The organism is Photobacterium nomapromontoriensis, assembly GCF_050336815.1.
Taxonomy (GTDB): domain Bacteria; phylum Pseudomonadota; class Gammaproteobacteria; order Enterobacterales; family Vibrionaceae; genus Photobacterium; species Photobacterium nomapromontoriensis.
This window is the reverse complement of the sequence record NZ_JAKJSL010000034.1, coordinates 30,719-46,970: the sequence shown is the minus strand read 5'-3', so window position 1 is coordinate 46,970 and position 16,252 is coordinate 30,719. Positions and strand designations below refer to the sequence as shown.

Genomic DNA, 16,252 nt, shown 5'->3' with positions numbered 1-16,252 from the left:
CCGGTTAAAATATGTAAGGGTTAACCCATGACTGATCAATTACTAGATGAGAATAAGCTGATTGCTGAGCGCCGCGCGAAACTGGATATGATTCGCGAAAATTGCAAAGCAAATGGCCACCCAAATGATTTCCGTCGCGATAGCTTAGCGGCAGATCTACAGGCTAAATACGGCGAACTAAGCAAAGAAGAGCTGGAAGAAGCTGGCCATGTGGTTGCAATTGCTGGCCGTATTATGGCCAAGCGTGGTCCATTCCTAGCGATTCAAGACGTATCTGGTCGTATTCAGTCTTATGCTGACAAAACGGTTCAGAATGAACTGAAAGAAAAGTACTCAGGTTTGGATATCGGTGACATCATCGGTATTAAAGGTGCACTGCATAAGTCAGGTAAAGGCGATCTTTACGTAAACATGGATCAGTACGAGCTACTGACCAAAGCACTGCGTCCACTTCCTGAAAAATTCCATGGTCTGACCGATCAGGAAATGCGTTACCGTCAGCGTTACGTTGATCTGATTGTGAATGAAGATTCTCGCAAAGCGATGATGATGCGTTCTAATGTAGTGAGTGCAATCCGTAGCTTCATGACCACCAAAGGTTTCATGGAAGTGGAAACACCGATGATGCACGTGATCCCTGGTGGTGCATCAGCACGTCCATTTATTACTCACCACAACGCGCTAGATATGGATATGTATTTGCGTATCGCCCCTGAGCTATACCTGAAGCGTCTGGTTGTGGGTGGTTTTGAACGCGTATTCGAGATCAACCGTAACTTCCGTAATGAAGGTTTGTCACCTCGTCATAATCCAGAATTCACCATGATGGAATTCTACATGGCGTACGCAGATTACAACGATCTGATGGATCTAACGGAAGAGATGCTAAGCAACATTGCCACAGATCTATGCGGTTCGCCAAAACTACCATATGGCGAGTACGAAATTGATTTTGGTGGCCCATACACGCGTATGAGCATGCTGGATGCGATCAAGCACTACAATCCAGAGCACGCCGATATTCAAGCGCTAACTTATGAGCTTGTGGCTGATCGTGAGCACATGGCAAATATCGCACGTAGCCTCGATATCTATGTTGAGAAGTTCTGGACATGCGGTCAGCTGCTGGAGGAAATTTTTGGTGAAACGGCTGAGCCGCAATTGATGCAGCCAACCTTCATCACTGAATACCCAGCGGATATCTCGCCATTGGCACGTCGTAACGACAATAACCCATTCATTACAGACCGTTTTGAATTCTTCATCGGTGGCCGTGAAGTCGCAAACGGCTTCTCTGAGCTGAATGATGCGCAGGATCAAGATCAGCGCTTTAGAGCGCAGATGAATGCGAAAGATGCGGGTGATGATGAAGCGATGTACTACGATGCTGACTACATCACAGCACTAGAGCATGGTCTGCCACCAACAGCAGGTCAGGGTATTGGTATCGATCGCTTGGTGATGCTGTTTACTAACACGCACACTATTCGTGATGTAATTTTGTTCCCGGCAATGCGTCCGCAGAACAACGGCTAATTTAGCCCATTAAAATCAGAACCACCCTTTTTAGGGTGGTTTTTTTTTGGCTGCAAGATGAGTCGCAGCAGAGGGGGGATCGGGAGATTAAGCTACGAGAATAAAACGAGATAGCGTATAAAATAATTATCACGTTATAAAATAGGCGTCTTCAGACCTATTTTGTGTTTTATGACCTCAAAATTTTCGAGCCAGCATTGTTAGCTATAATTATGATAGCAAACAAGTTGCATTTCGATTAATTGCCAATTTATGATCAGTGAGAGTGAATTTTACTCTGCTGTGGGCTGTCATAATATAGGTTATGGTTATTTTTGCGGTATAGGCGAGGGAATGTATTTGGGATGAAGACGGCGAAGAGATCTAGTCCGGCACTAGGGACATTGGTGGTGTTAGGAGGCGGCGAAATACCATGGCTACCGGTATTAGAGCAGGCCGGATGGCAGTGTTATCGCTGTTATGATCTGCGGGCTGCAGAGCGTTTACTGCTGGAAACTGGGCCTTGTATTGGTGTGGTGGACTTAACGCAAGATGATTTTAGTCTACAAGGCATCGCAGGGGTGGTTAATCGCAATAAACAGGCTCGTTGGCTGGCTTTGGTGCGTGATACTCAGCTTGCTAATGACGTGATTTGCCAATTTATTGTTAATTTTTGCATCGATTATTTTACGGCTCCCGTCCCAGAAACCCAGTTATTGAAAACCATTGGTCACCAGCTGGGAATGCTTCAACTTGAACGTCGAGTGTGGCCTGAGTTAGGTCAGTTTGGTCAGCATGGTTTACAGGGGGAGCAAGCCGCGATGCAGAAGCTCCGCCATCATGTGAAACGTATTGCGTTATCTGATATTCCGGTCTTGATACTCGGTGAAATAGGTACTGGTAAAGAGCTGGTTGCTCAGGCTATCCACCAGGCTTCAACCCGGTCTAAATTCGCTTTTGTTACGGTTAACTGTGAAAATATCACTGATGGCTGGATGGTTTCCTCTGGTACTGAACTCGCGGAACAGTGTTGCTTTGCTTCGGCTGATAATGGTGTGTTATTTCTCGATGAGATTGCACTGCTTGATGATGATAGACAGCTGGAACTGTTGCGGTTATTGCAGGATGAGTGTTTTACCACTGAATGCGGGCGCCAGATCAATCACAACATACGCCTGATTGTATCAACCCGTTACTCATTAGAAGAGTTGCTTGAAACAGGCGCATTACGGGAAGATCTCTATTACCGACTCAACGTTCTTAGCCTGACTGTGCCGGCTTTGCGTGATCGAGGTGATGATATCTTGCTACTGGCTGAGTTTTTATTGCTTAAATTTTCCCGTCAGTACAATAGCCCGGTTAAGCAGCTATCGGAAGCGGCCAGCCAGTTACTCAGCAGTTATTCATGGCCGGGGAATGTCAGGGAGCTGATCAGCCAGATCAAGCGAGCGATTTTGCTGGCTGATAGTAAGGAGCTTGATATTGAGCATTTTGATTTGCCTCGGCTTCATGATGATCGTCAGAGCCTGAAGAAGATCAGAGAAGACTCAGAACGTGGCGCTTTACTGACGGTTTTAGAAAATAATAAAGGGCAGATCACTGCCGCAGCAAGAGAGCTAGGGGTGTCTCGGGCCACAATGTATCGGTTGTTGAATAAGCATGACTTAGTTCCGTCTCCGCGCCATATACGTCAGAATTAGCTTCGCGGCTAGCCGTAAGGTTCGTCATATGAGACGGGAGTTAGCGTCGCGATTGATCACGTAAGGTTTCCCCCTGTCCTGATGGGCAGGGGGATTTTCAGTATCCTGATTGGTATTAAGGACAAGGGTTAGAGTATTGCACCCCAATGGCGTGAAGGTCGGTAAGCACCTCGTCACTTAACAGTAAGTCAATGCTTTGGATATTCGCCTCCAGCTGCGCCAGCGTGGTGGTGCCAATAATATTACTGGCGACAAAGGGACGCTGGTTAACGAAAGCGAGAGCCATTTGGGCGGGGTCAAGACCATGTTTATGGGCAATATCGACATAAGCCTGAGTCGCAGCAATGCCTTGAGGATTGAAGTAACGCGAAAAACGTTCGAATAACGTGCATCGTGCGCCTTCTGGGCGTGCACCATTGAGGTATTTGCCACTTAACGCACCAAATGCGAGCGGTGAGTAAGCTAATAATTCTATCCCTTCATGATGGCTGATTTCTGATAGACCAACTTCAAAACTGCGATTGAGTAGGTTATATGGGTTTTGAATTGTCACCACGCGAGGAAGGTCATGTTTTTCGGCTAAGCGAAGAAAAGACATCACGCCCCAGGGGGTTTCATTTGATAATCCGATATGACGGATCTTCCCTGCTCTGACGAGTTCTGCCAGCGCTTCCAGTGAGTCACTGAGAGTGACCCCTGAGTGGTCTTCTTTATATTGATAGTTGAGCTGACCAAAACAGTTCGTTTCACGCTGTGGCCAGTGGATTTGATAAAGGTCGATATAGTCGGTTTGCAGGCGATTTAAGCTTGCTTCTACCGCATCATGGATATTACGCCAATCGAGAGACATCTCTGGTCGGATATAGGGCAGGCTACGTGGACCTGCGACCTTGGTTGCAATGACGACTTTGCTCCTTAGGCCTGTTCTCTTTAACCAGTTTCCGATATAGCGCTCAGTGTGTCCCTGTGTTTGAGCTGTTGGCGGAACGGGGTACATCTCAGCGGTATCAATGAAATTCACCCCTCGTTCGAATGCCAAGTCTAATTGGCTATGGGCATCACGTTCGCTGTTCTGCTCCCCAAACGTCATGGTACCGAGACAGATTTTACTGACTTCTAGGGTCGAGTGGGGGATCGTATGATATTTCATTAGCCCTCCTTGGACTGCTTGCCTGAACAGTAGTGCGGTATGTCTGACTATACCGAAGCGGAACGGTCCTGAGAAGCGTAATGAGGGGCGCTGATTTTTATCACATGGCTTGATGGTTAGGGGGTTATGACCAATAGTTAACAGATAGCGTATAGTGGGAGAGAACATGAAATTGTCACAACTCAAGCACTGGACCAAGGCTGACACGGGGGGAATACCACAGTGTATCCTAACCAGCTATGCTGGATGTACCGATTACCTGATGGAAATCGAATATAAGCACCAGCTTGAACCCTTAAAAGATGAGGCTGGAGAGGTGATGAAATTTCAGTCAATTGATCAGGTTCGGGAATTATTACGGCCGTTGGGTATCCGATCGGTGATCCTGCGTATCATTGATCCTTATGATGAGTTTTCGTCAATGGCCCCAGTTACACACAGCCAGCAAGACATGACTATCGCCTTATAGCCTATGCCGAGAGGTTAGCATCAGTCTTTACTGAATAATGAAATGGCGCGCTAATAGCTCCGCGGTAAAATGGGTTTTTAGGTAGAAGCCGCGAGGCAGTATTTTGATCGGCTGGCCATTGGCACCATAAGCTTCGGTTAACGCTCGGCTATTGGCGGCTTTAGGTCGGAGTTGTAATACTTCACCGTGCCGAGCCGTGATCTGTTCAACGTGGCCGAGCACAATCATATCCATCAATTCCTCCCAGTCTTGACGTAGTTGCTGCTCTTCTTTCAGCGACGGGCTCCATAACAAAGGGGAGCCGACATGGCGATCTGCCAGTGGAATATCGCGCTCGCCTTCAACGGGGATCCACAGTACTCGCGCAAGTTTATGGCGGATATGACTGTTCTCCCAGCAGAGACCTTGCAGGCCGATAAGAGGGGCAACACAGACAAATGTTGTTTCGAGTGGCTTACCGTTATAGCCGATCGGGATTGTTTTGAGCTCAATACCAAGCTCATCAAAATCCGGCACGGGTTTACTGCCCGCTGTTGCACCTAGGTGCCATTCCAGCAACTGCCCCACCCAGCCTTTATCCCGCTTTAGATCAGGCGGTGTGATGATATTCGCTTCTAGGGCGAGCTCACCCAATGTCATACCCGCTAAAGCTTGAGCTCGCTCAAGTAATTCCTGCTCTGTACGTGGTGTTGGTTTCATATCAGCCTGCTCTATAGGGGGAGCCGATCCTATCATAGCCGAGTGAGTTGATCATGAGTTGCGGCTATTGGCGTGGTGGGATCGCGCTTAAAACTTATCCACAAGTTGGAGGGGGGAATTTATTTTATTGGCTACAACTGGGTAAATAAACAGGCGTAGGTGTTATTTTGTACAGTGTTGTGATGGGTTTTTGTGCATTTGTGTTTTTTTTATGTGGATAAAGTCACGACTGGTTGATCTTTGACCGATCCATTGGTTTTAGCAATAGACCGCTAAAATGATTAGCGGTGCCTTTTTCTTTCTTTGTATTAAATGTTGTTATATAAGGGTTTTATTGTTTTATCTCTTAATTTAAAGAGAGTGTTATAGATGAGGATGTACTTATAACGGCACTGTGTAATGGCTTTTTCACAAATCTATCCACAGAAAACGTGTATAAATGTGGGCTGGGTCTCATTCGGTTGTTTATAAAAGGTTACGAATAGTAAAGTTATCCAGAATGTGAGCTGTGGCTAGGAAAAAAGAGTGATAAGTTAGAATGTTTGTTTACCCATTGCACTGACTGTGAAAAAATCACATTTAATAGAGATTTATACTTGAGGTCGTCCAGTGATTGATGGCGATGGATACCGCCCAAATGTGGGTATTGTGATCTGTAATAGCCATGGCGAAGTATTCTGGGCTCGACGATATGGACAACACTCCTGGCAATTTCCGCAAGGTGGTATTGATGAGGGAGAAACCCCTGAACAAGCCATGTACCGGGAATTGTATGAGGAAGTGGGGCTAACCAAGAAAGATGTACGAATTTTGGCGTCTAGTCGTCATTGGCTTCGTTACAAGCTCCCTAAGCGGCTCGTACGCTGGGACTCCAAGCCTGTTTGTATCGGACAGAAGCAGAAATGGTTTCTGCTCAGTCTAGAATGTGATGAGTCAAAGGTTAATATGCAGCGTGGTAACACGCCGGAGTTCGATGGTTGGCGTTGGGTCAGCTATTGGTATCCTGTTAGGCAAGTTGTGTCTTTTAAACGTGATGTTTATCGCCGAGCGCTGAAAGAATTTGCGGCGATGGCGATGCCGTTTAAAGAGCGGAAAGACAGGAAGAAACGCCGGGTTAAGCGAGGCTAACTCAGTTGATGTAGAACAGGGCATAGTATGCTGACGCAACTTAGAGAAATTGTTGAAAAGGTGGCGAGTGCCCCGAATCTACTGGATGCCTTCGACCAGTTGGTTGTGAGTACTTGCCAGGCAATGAAAACTGAATGTTGTTCTATCTATATTGCTGATCATAAACGCCAGTGTTATACCCTTATGGCATCTAAGGGTTTAAAAAAAACGCATCGTCATATTGGATTAGCGTTTGGTGAAGGCTTGGTTGGGCTCGTAGCCGATCGTGCTGAGCCGATCAATGTAGCAGATGCTCAGCATCACCCTCATTTTAAGCTCCTTCCCGGTACCGGGGAGGAGTCTTTTCGCTCGTTTTTTGGTACTCCGATCATTCATCAGCGCCAAGTGTTAGGGGTGCTGGTGATCCAGCAACGTGAACAGCGTGAGTTTGATGAAAGCGAAGAGTCATTTTTGGTGACGCTTGCGGCTCAGCTTGCGGTGTTGTTAGCGCATACTAAAGCACAGGGTCTATGGCCAGATCAACATAATGGGTTGCATTTGGTGGGTTCAGCCGCTTCATCCGGGGTTGCAGTGGCACGGGCGTGGTGGGATGACAACCAGCCAAGACTGGAGCAGATCGCTCCAGCTTCCTGCCTAGATTGCGATGCTGAACAGGAAAGACTGAGTATTGCCATTGAGCAGGCCAGCGCTGAGTTCAGGCGGCTACGTAAGCGCTTTGACAGTGAATTGCACAAAGAAACCCTGGCTATTTTTGACCTGTTTAGCCACCTGCTTAATGACCCAATGCTGCGTAAGGATCTGTTTAGCAAAATTTCCAGTGGGGATTTAGCCGAGTGGGCTATCCGTCAGGTTGTTGAGAGTTATTCGGCCCGCTTTGCCAATATGAAAGATGATTACCTGAAAGAGCGTGCGCAGGATATTCGTGAGTTGGGGCAGCGGTTGCTGTACTTTCTCTATAATAAAGAGATGACAGAGCATCACTGGGATGAGCCTGTTGTGCTGCTAACCCGTGAATTGACTGCGGCCATGTTGGCTAGCGTTCCCCGGGATAAATTGGCCGCCGTGGTCTCGCAGGAAGGGGCGGCGAACTCCCATGCGGCGATTTTGTCACGAGCGCTAGGGATCCCGGCGATCATGGGGGTCGATTTTGTTCCTGAAAAAATCCATAACTGTAAGGTCATTGTTGACGGTTACCGTGGCGATCTTCTGGTCAACCCGAATCGACATGTTTTGGCGGAGTATACGCGTTTACTTCGAGAAGAGAATGAACTGGCAAAAGTCGTTGAAACGGAACTGGATAAGCCCGCTGAAACTCGCGATAAAGAACGGATCCATATTTTTCTCAATGCTGGGCTAAGTGCTGATACGTGTATTGCTGTCAACCGAGGGGTTGATGGTGTGGGACTTTATCGTACCGAAGTGCCTTTTTTACTGCAGCGTAGTTTCCCATCGGAAGACGAACAGACTCAGCAATATCAGTCTATTTTAGCGAGCTATGGTAAAAAGCCTGTTGTGATGCGTACCTTAGACATTGGTGGTGATAAACCTTTACCATACCTAACTATTGAGGAAGATAATCCCTTTTTGGGGTGGCGCGGGATCCGTTTTACCCTTGATCATCCGGAAATCTTTTTGATTCAGGTGAGAGCGATGTTGCGAGCCAGCATTGGCTTTGACAACATGGATATTTTATTGCCGATGATTTCCGGTATTGGTGAACTCGATGAATCGATTGCGCTGATCGATCGTGCTTATGCCGAGGTGTCGAACGTCGCCGTCGAGCAGGGGGAAACCTTGCGTCGTCCACGGATCGGGATCATGATAGAAGTACCTTCTATACTGTATCAACTACCTGCACTTAAAGGGCGAATTGATTTTATTTCAGTGGGAAGCAATGATTTAACCCAGTATTTATTGGCTGTTGATCGGAACAATTCTCGTGTTGCAAGTGTCTATGATGCGTTGCACCCAGCGGTGTTACATGCGCTTAAGCATGTTATTGATACGAGTAAGCAGCTGCAATTACCCGTCAGTATCTGCGGTGAATTAGCGGGTGATCCCATCGGTGCGTTGTTGTTAGTCGGAATGGGATACCGTTCATTGAGTATGAATACCCGTAACGTCGCTAAAATTAAATATATATTACGGCATATCTCCATTACGGAGATGGAGCAGTTAGCGCAGTACGCATTGTCAGCGACCTTTGCTGATGAAGTGAGATCGAAAACGACTGAGTTTGTTGATGGACATGGTCTGGGTGGTTTTATCCGGGCGGGTAAGTAGAGCAAAAAAATGGAAAATATAAATAGCCTGATGGATTTATTGTCACTGCATGGCAATGAAATATGGTTGTTTGCGATGTGCTTGATGCTAGGTGCTGTCGTTGGCATTTTGGCGGGGCTATTGGGTATCGGTGGTGGCTTATTGGTCGTGCCTGCATTAGTGTGGCTACTGCCCGCTTCGGGGGTCGACAGTCATTTGGTGATGCATATTGCACTCGCCACCTCGTTGGCCAGTATCGTGATGACATCGGGTTCATCAGCTCGAAATCATTTTCGCTTGGGTAATATCGACATTTCTATCGTGAAAAGTCTGGCTCCGGGGGTTATTTTTGGCGGTTTAGGGGGAAGTCTTGTCGCAGAGCTGGTGCCGAGTGAGGTGTTGCCACGGATCTTTGCCATCATAGTGTTGCTGCTAGCGATACAGATGCTGTTATCAATGCGTTTTTCAGGACACCATACACTGCCCAGCAGCCCACGGGTGTTCTGTGTGGGGGGCATCATTGGGATGGTATCCAGTCTAGCGGGTATTGGCGGCGGATCATTGACGGTACCGTACCTGAGCTGGCATGGTGTCGAGATGCGTCGGGCCATCGGCTGTGCTTCGTTTTCCGGCGCTTTGATTGCAATTGCCGGAATGTTCGGTTTTATGGCGGCCGGTGCAGGGGATGACGGATTACCCGCCCTGAGTGTGGGATATGTGTATTTACCGGCGTTGTTGGGGATTGTTACGACCTCAATGTACACCACTCGCTTTGGTGCGGCTTGGGTAAGTGAATTACCGACGCCGGTGTTAAAGAAAATTTTTGCTGTTTTCCTACTGTTTATTAGTGTGAAAATGTTTATGGGATAACGCGCACAGAAACGGCGTTTTAGGCATATAGAGATAGATTGAATGAGTTTAGGTTATTTAACGTTTCCGAGTATTGATCCGATATTGGTAGAGATCGGCCCATTAGCCATACGCTGGTATGGCATGATGTATTTAATCGGATTTATGTTTGCCATGTGGCTGGCAAACCGTCGGGCAGATAAGCCTGGCAGTGGCTGGACCCGGGATCAAGTGAGCGACTTGCTATTTGCTGGTTTTTTGGGGGTCGTGCTTGGCGGACGAATTGGTTATGTGCTGTTCTATAACTTTGACTTGTTCCTCGACAATCCATTATATCTGTTTAAGGTGTGGACGGGTGGCATGTCCTTCCATGGTGGCCTGATCGGGGTGATCACCGCCATGTTCTGGTATGCCCACAAGCACAACCGTACTTTCTTTAATGTTGCTGACTTTATCGCTCCACTCGTACCGTTTGGATTGGGTATGGGCCGTCTGGGTAATTTCATCAATGGTGAGCTATGGGGACGTACCACTGATGTGCCTTGGGCAATGATATTTCCGACGGGCGGGCCTCTGCCACGTCATCCATCACAGCTGTATGAATTCTTCCTTGAGGGTGTAGTATTGCTGATCATCCTGAATGTATTTATTCGTAAGCCGCGTCCTGTTGGGGCGGTATCGGGTCTATTCCTGTTTGGTTACGGCAGCTTCCGCTTTATTGTTGAATACTTCCGTCAGCCAGATGCGCAGCTAGGGTTATTTGGTGGCTGGATCAGTATGGGTCAGATATTGTCACTGCCAATGGTGGTTGCTGGCTTATTGATTATGTTGTGGGCGTACAAGTGCCAGCCAAAGAGTACCGCAGCGTAAGTAACACCGTTTATTGTTATCTGTATGAGAAAGCGACCTTCGGGTCGCTTTTTTATTATGTGGTGTGTGGACGTGTGATAAGCCAAGATACTGGCTCTGTGAGTGTCAAAGCGGTTACTTATTCGGTAGAATCGTCCACAATTGTAATAAGCAGTAATGAAGGCTCACAGGACATGAAACAGTATTTAGACCTATGTCAGCGCATTGTTGACGATGGGGTATGGATTGAAAATGAGCGAACGGGCAAGCGTTGTCTAACGGTGGTGAATGCCGACTTGACCTATGATGTTGCTAATAACCAGTTTCCATTGATCACCACCCGCAAAAGCTTCTGGAAAGCGGCCATTGCCGAGTTGATTGGTTATATCCGTGGTTATGATAATGCGGCTGATTTTCGCGCTATCGGGACGAAAACCTGGGACATGAATGCCAACGATAACCAAGCTTGGCTGAACAATCCGCACCGTAAAGGTGAAGATGACATGGGGCGGGTATACGGAGTTCAAGGCCGAAGCTGGCGCAAGCCTGATGGCTCAACCATCGATCAGCTACGAAAGATTGTTGATAACCTTAGCAAAGGTATTGATGACCGTGGTGAAATTCTGACGTTTTATAACCCGGGCGAGTTTGATATGGGTTGTTTGCGCCCATGCATGCACACACACACATTTTCATTGCTGGGCGATACCTTGTACCTGACTAGCTACCAGCGTTCGTGTGATGTCCCGCTAGGCTTGAATTTCAACCAGATCCAAGTGTATACGCTACTGGCGTTAATGGCACAGATCACGGGTAAGAAGCCAGGCCAGGCATACCATAAGATCATTAATGCTCACATTTATGAAGATCAACTTGAGCTGATGCGTGATGTGCAACTCAAGCGCGCGCCTTTTGCTTCTCCGCAGTTGATCATTAATCCTAAGATCACATCACTGGAAGATTTGGAAACGTGGGTCACCATGGATGACTTCGAGGTGGTGGGCTATCAGCATCACGATCCTATACAGTATCCGTTTTCTGTCTAATTTCCGGTACTAACTAGCATTTGTTGTATTCACCGGTTTTGTGAGTATTGCCAGAACAAAAAAAGCCCCGCAATTGCGGGGCTTCTTGTATGTGGAGGCTTGCTGTTAGGCGGTTAGCGCTAGAATGGCACCAGGGATAACAACAAAGACCAGGCCAATGTAACTTGCGACTGCCGCTTTGCTCTTTGTACCTAGGTCACCCAGGAAGAAAGCGCCTTTCAGAGGTAGTTCACGTAGGAACGGAATACCGAAAATCAAAAGGGTTGCCAGTACGTTGAAGCATAGGTGAACCAGAGCAATCTGCAGGGCGAATACTGCGTATGGGCCCGTTACTGCCGTTGCAGCGAGCAGTGCGGTGATACAGGTACCGATGTTAGCACCCAACGTGAATGGGTAGACATCACGTACTTTCAGTACACCAGTACCAACAAGTGGAACCATCAGGCTCGTTGTTGTTGACGAAGACTGCACCAAAATAGTCACGATAGTACCTGATGCAATACCGTGCAGTGGACCACGACCAATCGCATTTTGCAGCATATCACGTGCACGGCCTACCATTAGGTTGCGCATCAGTTTGCCCATGGCCGTGATAGCAAAGAAAATCAGGCCAATACCAATAGCAATCATGATGATACCGCCAGTGGTGTTGCTCAAGCCTTCTAGTGGTGCTTTGATAAGGTTAACACCAGGAGTGGTGATAGCCTTCATAAAGTCCATGCCTTTCATACTGAGATCACCGGTGCTCATTAGCGGTGAAACTAACCAGCTTGAGAGTTTGTCCAATAGGCCAAACATCATTTCCAGTGGTAGGAAGATCGATACTGCCAGCAGGTTAAAGAAGTCATGAACGGTTGCGCTGGCAAATGCACGGCGGAACTCTTCTTTACAACGCGCATGGCCAAGGCTAACCAGTGTATTGGTAAGTGTTGTACCAATGTTTGCACCCATTACCATCGGGATTGCGGTTTCTACAGGAAGACCACCTGCCACCAGGCCGACAATAATTGATGTCACAGTACTTGATGACTGGATCAGTGACGTTGCGACTAAGCCGATCATCAAACCGGCAATAGGATGCGAAGCAAACTCGAATAGCGTTTTAGCTTGTTCACCAACAGAAAGTTTAAAGCCGCCGCTCACAATCGAGACAGCAACCAGTAGAAGGTAAAGCATGAACGCTAGGTTTGCCCAGCGGACCCAACGCATAGAGCTGCTCATTGGCTGTTCAGCAGTAGTGGCTTGGGTAGTCATAATCATTTCTCCGTGACAGGGATATGTCATTAGGGTTTCATTTGTTTGAAATCTGTGGGCGATGGTAGAGATCGAATATTTCAGAAATATGACACTGGCTGTCACAAAGTTATTTTCTGTTTACTTTGTGACCAGTTGCGCTTATAAAATCTGTAATGAAATTTTTACTTTGCTTTCAATGCTATGATTTTGAAGTGATTTAATTATAAATTTATCATCAGGCGGCAATGGATATTTTTTGCTTTATTTTGAGTGTTTTTTATTTTCTTTTAGGGAAAAGAGGCAAGTTTATGACAATGAAACCTTCTTGAGTGAACAAAAAAAATGGAACAGTGCGGATATAGCTTGCATTGTTGATGTATTACTCGGTTTTTCCGATGTTTTACTTCTAAACAAACGATTTAACAGTTTAGTGTTCAAACAGATAAACTAAATTTACATTTAGATTATGATATCTGTTTCAAGTAAAGGAGTTCCGGTCAATGACCGACGCGATTCGTAAGTTTCTTAAATTAGAGTCTGCAGGTGGGATTATTTTAATCTTCGCCGCTGCAGTGGCAATGATTATTGCGAACTCTCCATTACTGGATATATATAACAGTACCCTACATGCAAAGGTCGCCAACCTATCCGTCTCTCACTGGATCAATGATGGTTTGATGGCAATCTTTTTCTTATTGATTGGTCTAGAGGTTAAGCGTGAACTGATTGAAGGCGCGCTGAATACCAAAGAGAAGGCGATCTTCCCCGCGATTGCGGCTGTAGGGGGAATGCTTGCCCCGGCGTTAGTGTACACCGCCTTTAACTTCGCTGATCCGATGGCCGTAAAAGGTTGGGCAATACCTGCCGCTACGGATATCGCGTTTGCATTAGGTATTATGGCGCTGTTGGGGAGCCGAGTACCCGTGACGTTGAAAGTCTTTTTGCTGGCCTTGGCGATTATTGATGACTTAGGCGTTATCGTGATTATCGCATTGTTCTATAGCAGTGATCTTTCGACCCTTGCTCTCGCTGTCGCATTTGCTGCAACAACCGCTTTGTTTGTGATGAATGCGAAAAATGTGACTAAGCTTTCATGGTATCTACTTGTGGGGGCGGTATTGTGGGTGAGTGTATTGAAGTCGGGCGTGCATGCGACTCTTGCTGGTGTTGTGCTGGGCTTTGCCATTCCATTATCGGCCAAAGATGGAAACCATACGGATGAGCATTCACCGCTTAAGCACCTTGAACATGTCTTGCACCCTTATGTGGCGTTCCTGATCTTACCTTTATTTGCTTTTGCTAATGCAGGCATATCACTGGAAGGGGTATCACTGTCAGGCTTGACGTCAATGTTGCCAATCGGGATAGCACTGGGCCTATTGATTGGTAAACCGCTGGGTATTTTCACCGCGAGCTATCTTGCTGTGAAAATGGGCATGGCCAAGATGCCGGAAGGGATTGGTTTTAAACATGTATTTGCGGTTTCTGTGCTATGTGGTATCGGTTTTACCATGTCTATTTTTATCTCGTCGCTGGCATTTGTCGGCGCACCAGAGGACTTCAGCACGTATTCCCGACTTGGGATCTTGTTGGGGTCAACGGTATCGGCGGTTGTGGGATACACGTTGCTGAGCCGGACACTACCCAAAACGGAGGTGTAATATGAAGCGCTCTCTTGTACTCGTTGCGATGTTTATACCATCTATGGTGTTTGCCGTGCCAAATTATGAAAGTTGTGCACAAGATAGCAGTACAGATGTTTGCCAAGCTTACCTTGCGGGATTAAAGCAGGCAAAATCAGCACTCGAATCGACAGAATTGGTTGATCAGGATAGTTCGTACCGTTCTCGCGCGTTAGAACAACGAGCTGGGGAGCGTTATCGTATGATAGCGTTGATTGCTCAAAAGTCTGCCTCATCAGACGAGTAATATTGAGCATTCATTAACCGATAGGTAATTCCTGTTGAAGCTCCCAGAGGCTCAGCGTAAGCTGGCTTCTGGGATTTTTTTTGGTCGAAGCTAATGGCTTACGACCAATAGACAATGGCAGCGACGATGTCTCATCTAAACTACAACCACTTATATTACTTTTGGATGGTCTGCAAGCAAGGTTCGGTGACCAAAGCGGCAGACGCTCTTTTTCTAGCGCCACAGACGGTTACTGGGCAGATCCGGGCACTGGAAGACCGGCTGAAAGGGAAACTTACCAAGCGGGTTGGCCGAAATATTGAGCCGACGGAACTGGGCCAATTGGTATTTAAATACGCTGATAAGATGTTTGATCTGAGTTATGAAATGCTCGATATCGTCAACTATACCCAACGGGAAAACCTATTGCTTGAAGTCGGCGTCGCTGATGCCTTATCAAAGCGTTTAGTGAGCAAGGTGCTGATGGAAGGCCTGCCAGAAGACGAGCGTATCCACTTGCGTTGCTATGAGTCAACGCATGAGATGCTGCTTGAGCAGCTTTCTCAGCACAAGCTCGATATGATTTTGTCTGACTGTCCGGTCGATTCGAGCCAGAGCCCAGGGTTGTATAGTAAGAAACTGGGGGAATCGACGATGAGCTTTTTCTGTACCGAACCCGAGAAAGTCTTAAACTTCCCCGCTTGTATTGAAGAGTATAAATTGTTGATCCCAGGTCGCCGAACAGCAATGGGGCGTAAGTTGCATCATTGGTTTGATCAGATGGGTATCACGCCCAATATTTTGGGTGAATTTGATGATGCCGCATTAATGAAGGCATTTGGCCTGTATCAAAAATCCATGTTTGTTGCGCCGTCTATTTATGCCGTAGAGCTAGAGGAAGGCAGTAACATCCGAGAAGTTAAGCGAGTTCGGGAGATCAGGGAAGAATATTACGTCATTTTTGCGGAACGAATGATCATGCACCCAGCAGTAAAGAAGATATGTGAGGCCGATTTTAGAAAAATGTTCAGGTAATGCTGCTGTGTTCGGGGCTTTACTTCAAATGCTTAGTACTGTGGCTAGAACAGCATCGATAAATTAAGTATATTAGGATTAACTTAATTTGAGAAAGGGTAGCCGTATGGAACTGCAGCAGATGGAGCAGAATGCCCCGAAGGTCGTCGCCCTGCTCAAGGCAATGGCTAATGAGCGGCGTTTGTTCATTCTTTGCTATTTATTGGAAGAGGAAATGTCGGTCGGTATGATGAGCGAGCGGCTTGGCCTGAGTCAGTCGGCGCTGTCCCAGCATTTGGCATGGTTGCGGCGCGATGGTCTGGTGGCGACTAGAAAGGTAGCGCAGACGGTGTTTTATCGACTAAAAAGTGAGGAAGTCAGGGCGATGATTCAGTTACTGCACAAGATGTATTGTGGATCTCACTGA

At 47.0% G+C, this 16,252-nt stretch carries 15 protein-coding genes; 12 read left to right on the top strand and 3 right to left on the bottom strand.

Annotated elements, in window-relative coordinates; translation table 11 throughout:
* Nucleotides 1–27: 27 nt before the first annotated feature.
* Both lysS and L4D12_RS14855 read left to right on the top strand, forming a co-directional pair.
* A complete protein-coding gene (gene lysS, locus L4D12_RS14860) occupies nucleotides 28–1,536 on the top strand; it encodes a lysine--tRNA ligase (RefSeq protein ID WP_428448629.1) in 1,509 nt (502 codons plus the stop codon).
* 344 nt (nucleotides 1,537–1,880) lie between these two features.
* Nucleotides 1,881–3,215: a sigma-54-dependent transcriptional regulator gene (locus L4D12_RS14855; RefSeq protein WP_428448628.1), complete on the top strand. Its 1,335-nt coding sequence runs from the start codon at nucleotides 1,881–1,883 to the stop codon at nucleotides 3,213–3,215.
* Between the two features lie 115 nt (nucleotides 3,216–3,330).
* Here L4D12_RS14855 and L4D12_RS14850 read toward each other — a convergent pair whose 3' ends face one another.
* Nucleotides 3,331–4,365: an NADP(H)-dependent aldo-keto reductase gene (locus tag L4D12_RS14850; RefSeq protein WP_428448627.1), complete on the bottom strand. Its 1,035-nt coding sequence runs from the start codon at nucleotides 4,363–4,365 to the stop codon at nucleotides 3,331–3,333.
* A gap of 166 nt (nucleotides 4,366–4,531) precedes the next feature.
* Here L4D12_RS14850 and L4D12_RS14845 point away from each other — a divergent pair, with 166 nt between their 5' ends.
* Nucleotides 4,532–4,834: a DUF6482 family protein gene (locus L4D12_RS14845; RefSeq protein ID WP_428448626.1), complete on the top strand. Its 303-nt coding sequence runs from the start codon at nucleotides 4,532–4,534 to the stop codon at nucleotides 4,832–4,834.
* 27 nt (nucleotides 4,835–4,861) lie between these two features.
* Here L4D12_RS14845 and mutH read toward each other — a convergent pair whose 3' ends face one another.
* Nucleotides 4,862–5,533, bottom strand: coding sequence for a DNA mismatch repair endonuclease MutH (mutH, locus tag L4D12_RS14840; protein ID WP_428448625.1), 672 nt, complete (start codon nucleotides 5,531–5,533; stop codon nucleotides 4,862–4,864).
* A gap of 609 nt (nucleotides 5,534–6,142) precedes the next feature.
* On the opposite strand from mutH, the gene rppH reads away from it, so the two are divergent.
* The 5 genes from rppH to L4D12_RS14815 all read left to right on the top strand — a co-directional run bounded on the left by rppH (nucleotide 6,143) and on the right by L4D12_RS14815 (nucleotide 11,667).
* Nucleotides 6,143–6,661, top strand: coding sequence for an RNA pyrophosphohydrolase (gene rppH, locus L4D12_RS14835; protein WP_428448624.1), 519 nt, complete (start codon nucleotides 6,143–6,145; stop codon nucleotides 6,659–6,661).
* 27 nt (nucleotides 6,662–6,688) lie between these two features.
* Nucleotides 6,689–8,944 (top strand): phosphoenolpyruvate--protein phosphotransferase, encoded by a 2,256-nt coding sequence (gene ptsP / locus L4D12_RS14830; protein ID WP_428448623.1) that lies wholly within the window; start codon nucleotides 6,689–6,691, stop codon nucleotides 8,942–8,944.
* A gap of 9 nt (nucleotides 8,945–8,953) precedes the next feature.
* Nucleotides 8,954–9,793 carry a sulfite exporter TauE/SafE family protein gene (locus L4D12_RS14825; protein WP_428448622.1) on the top strand — a complete coding sequence of 280 codons (840 nt, stop codon included), beginning with the start codon at nucleotides 8,954–8,956 and terminating at the stop codon, nucleotides 9,791–9,793.
* Between the two features lie 42 nt (nucleotides 9,794–9,835).
* Nucleotides 9,836–10,642, top strand: coding sequence for a prolipoprotein diacylglyceryl transferase (lgt, locus tag L4D12_RS14820; protein ID WP_428448621.1), 807 nt, complete (start codon nucleotides 9,836–9,838; stop codon nucleotides 10,640–10,642).
* A 173-nt stretch (nucleotides 10,643–10,815) separates the two neighbouring features.
* A complete protein-coding gene (locus tag L4D12_RS14815; RefSeq protein WP_428448620.1) occupies nucleotides 10,816–11,667 on the top strand; it encodes a thymidylate synthase in 852 nt (283 codons plus the stop codon).
* 105 nt (nucleotides 11,668–11,772) lie between these two features.
* Here L4D12_RS14815 and L4D12_RS14810 read toward each other — a convergent pair whose 3' ends face one another.
* Complete coding sequence (locus L4D12_RS14810) at nucleotides 11,773–12,921, bottom strand: Na/Pi symporter (RefSeq protein ID WP_428448619.1); 1,149 nt, start codon at nucleotides 12,919–12,921, stop codon at nucleotides 11,773–11,775.
* A 482-nt stretch (nucleotides 12,922–13,403) separates the two neighbouring features.
* On the opposite strand from L4D12_RS14810, the gene nhaA reads away from it, so the two are divergent.
* The 4 genes from nhaA to L4D12_RS14790 all read left to right on the top strand — a co-directional run bounded on the left by nhaA (nucleotide 13,404) and on the right by L4D12_RS14790 (nucleotide 16,252).
* Nucleotides 13,404–14,564 (top strand): Na+/H+ antiporter NhaA, encoded by a 1,161-nt coding sequence (nhaA, locus tag L4D12_RS14805; RefSeq protein WP_428448618.1) that lies wholly within the window; start codon nucleotides 13,404–13,406, stop codon nucleotides 14,562–14,564.
* A gap of 1 nt (nucleotide 14,565) precedes the next feature.
* Complete coding sequence (locus L4D12_RS14800) at nucleotides 14,566–14,832, top strand: hypothetical protein (RefSeq protein ID WP_428448617.1); 267 nt, start codon at nucleotides 14,566–14,568, stop codon at nucleotides 14,830–14,832.
* A 126-nt stretch (nucleotides 14,833–14,958) separates the two neighbouring features.
* Nucleotides 14,959–15,846 carry a transcriptional activator NhaR gene (gene nhaR, locus L4D12_RS14795; RefSeq protein WP_428448616.1) on the top strand — a complete coding sequence of 296 codons (888 nt, stop codon included), beginning with the start codon at nucleotides 14,959–14,961 and terminating at the stop codon, nucleotides 15,844–15,846.
* A 106-nt stretch (nucleotides 15,847–15,952) separates the two neighbouring features.
* Entirely contained in the window at nucleotides 15,953–16,252 is a 300-nt protein-coding gene (locus L4D12_RS14790) for an ArsR/SmtB family transcription factor (protein WP_428448615.1), read from the top strand.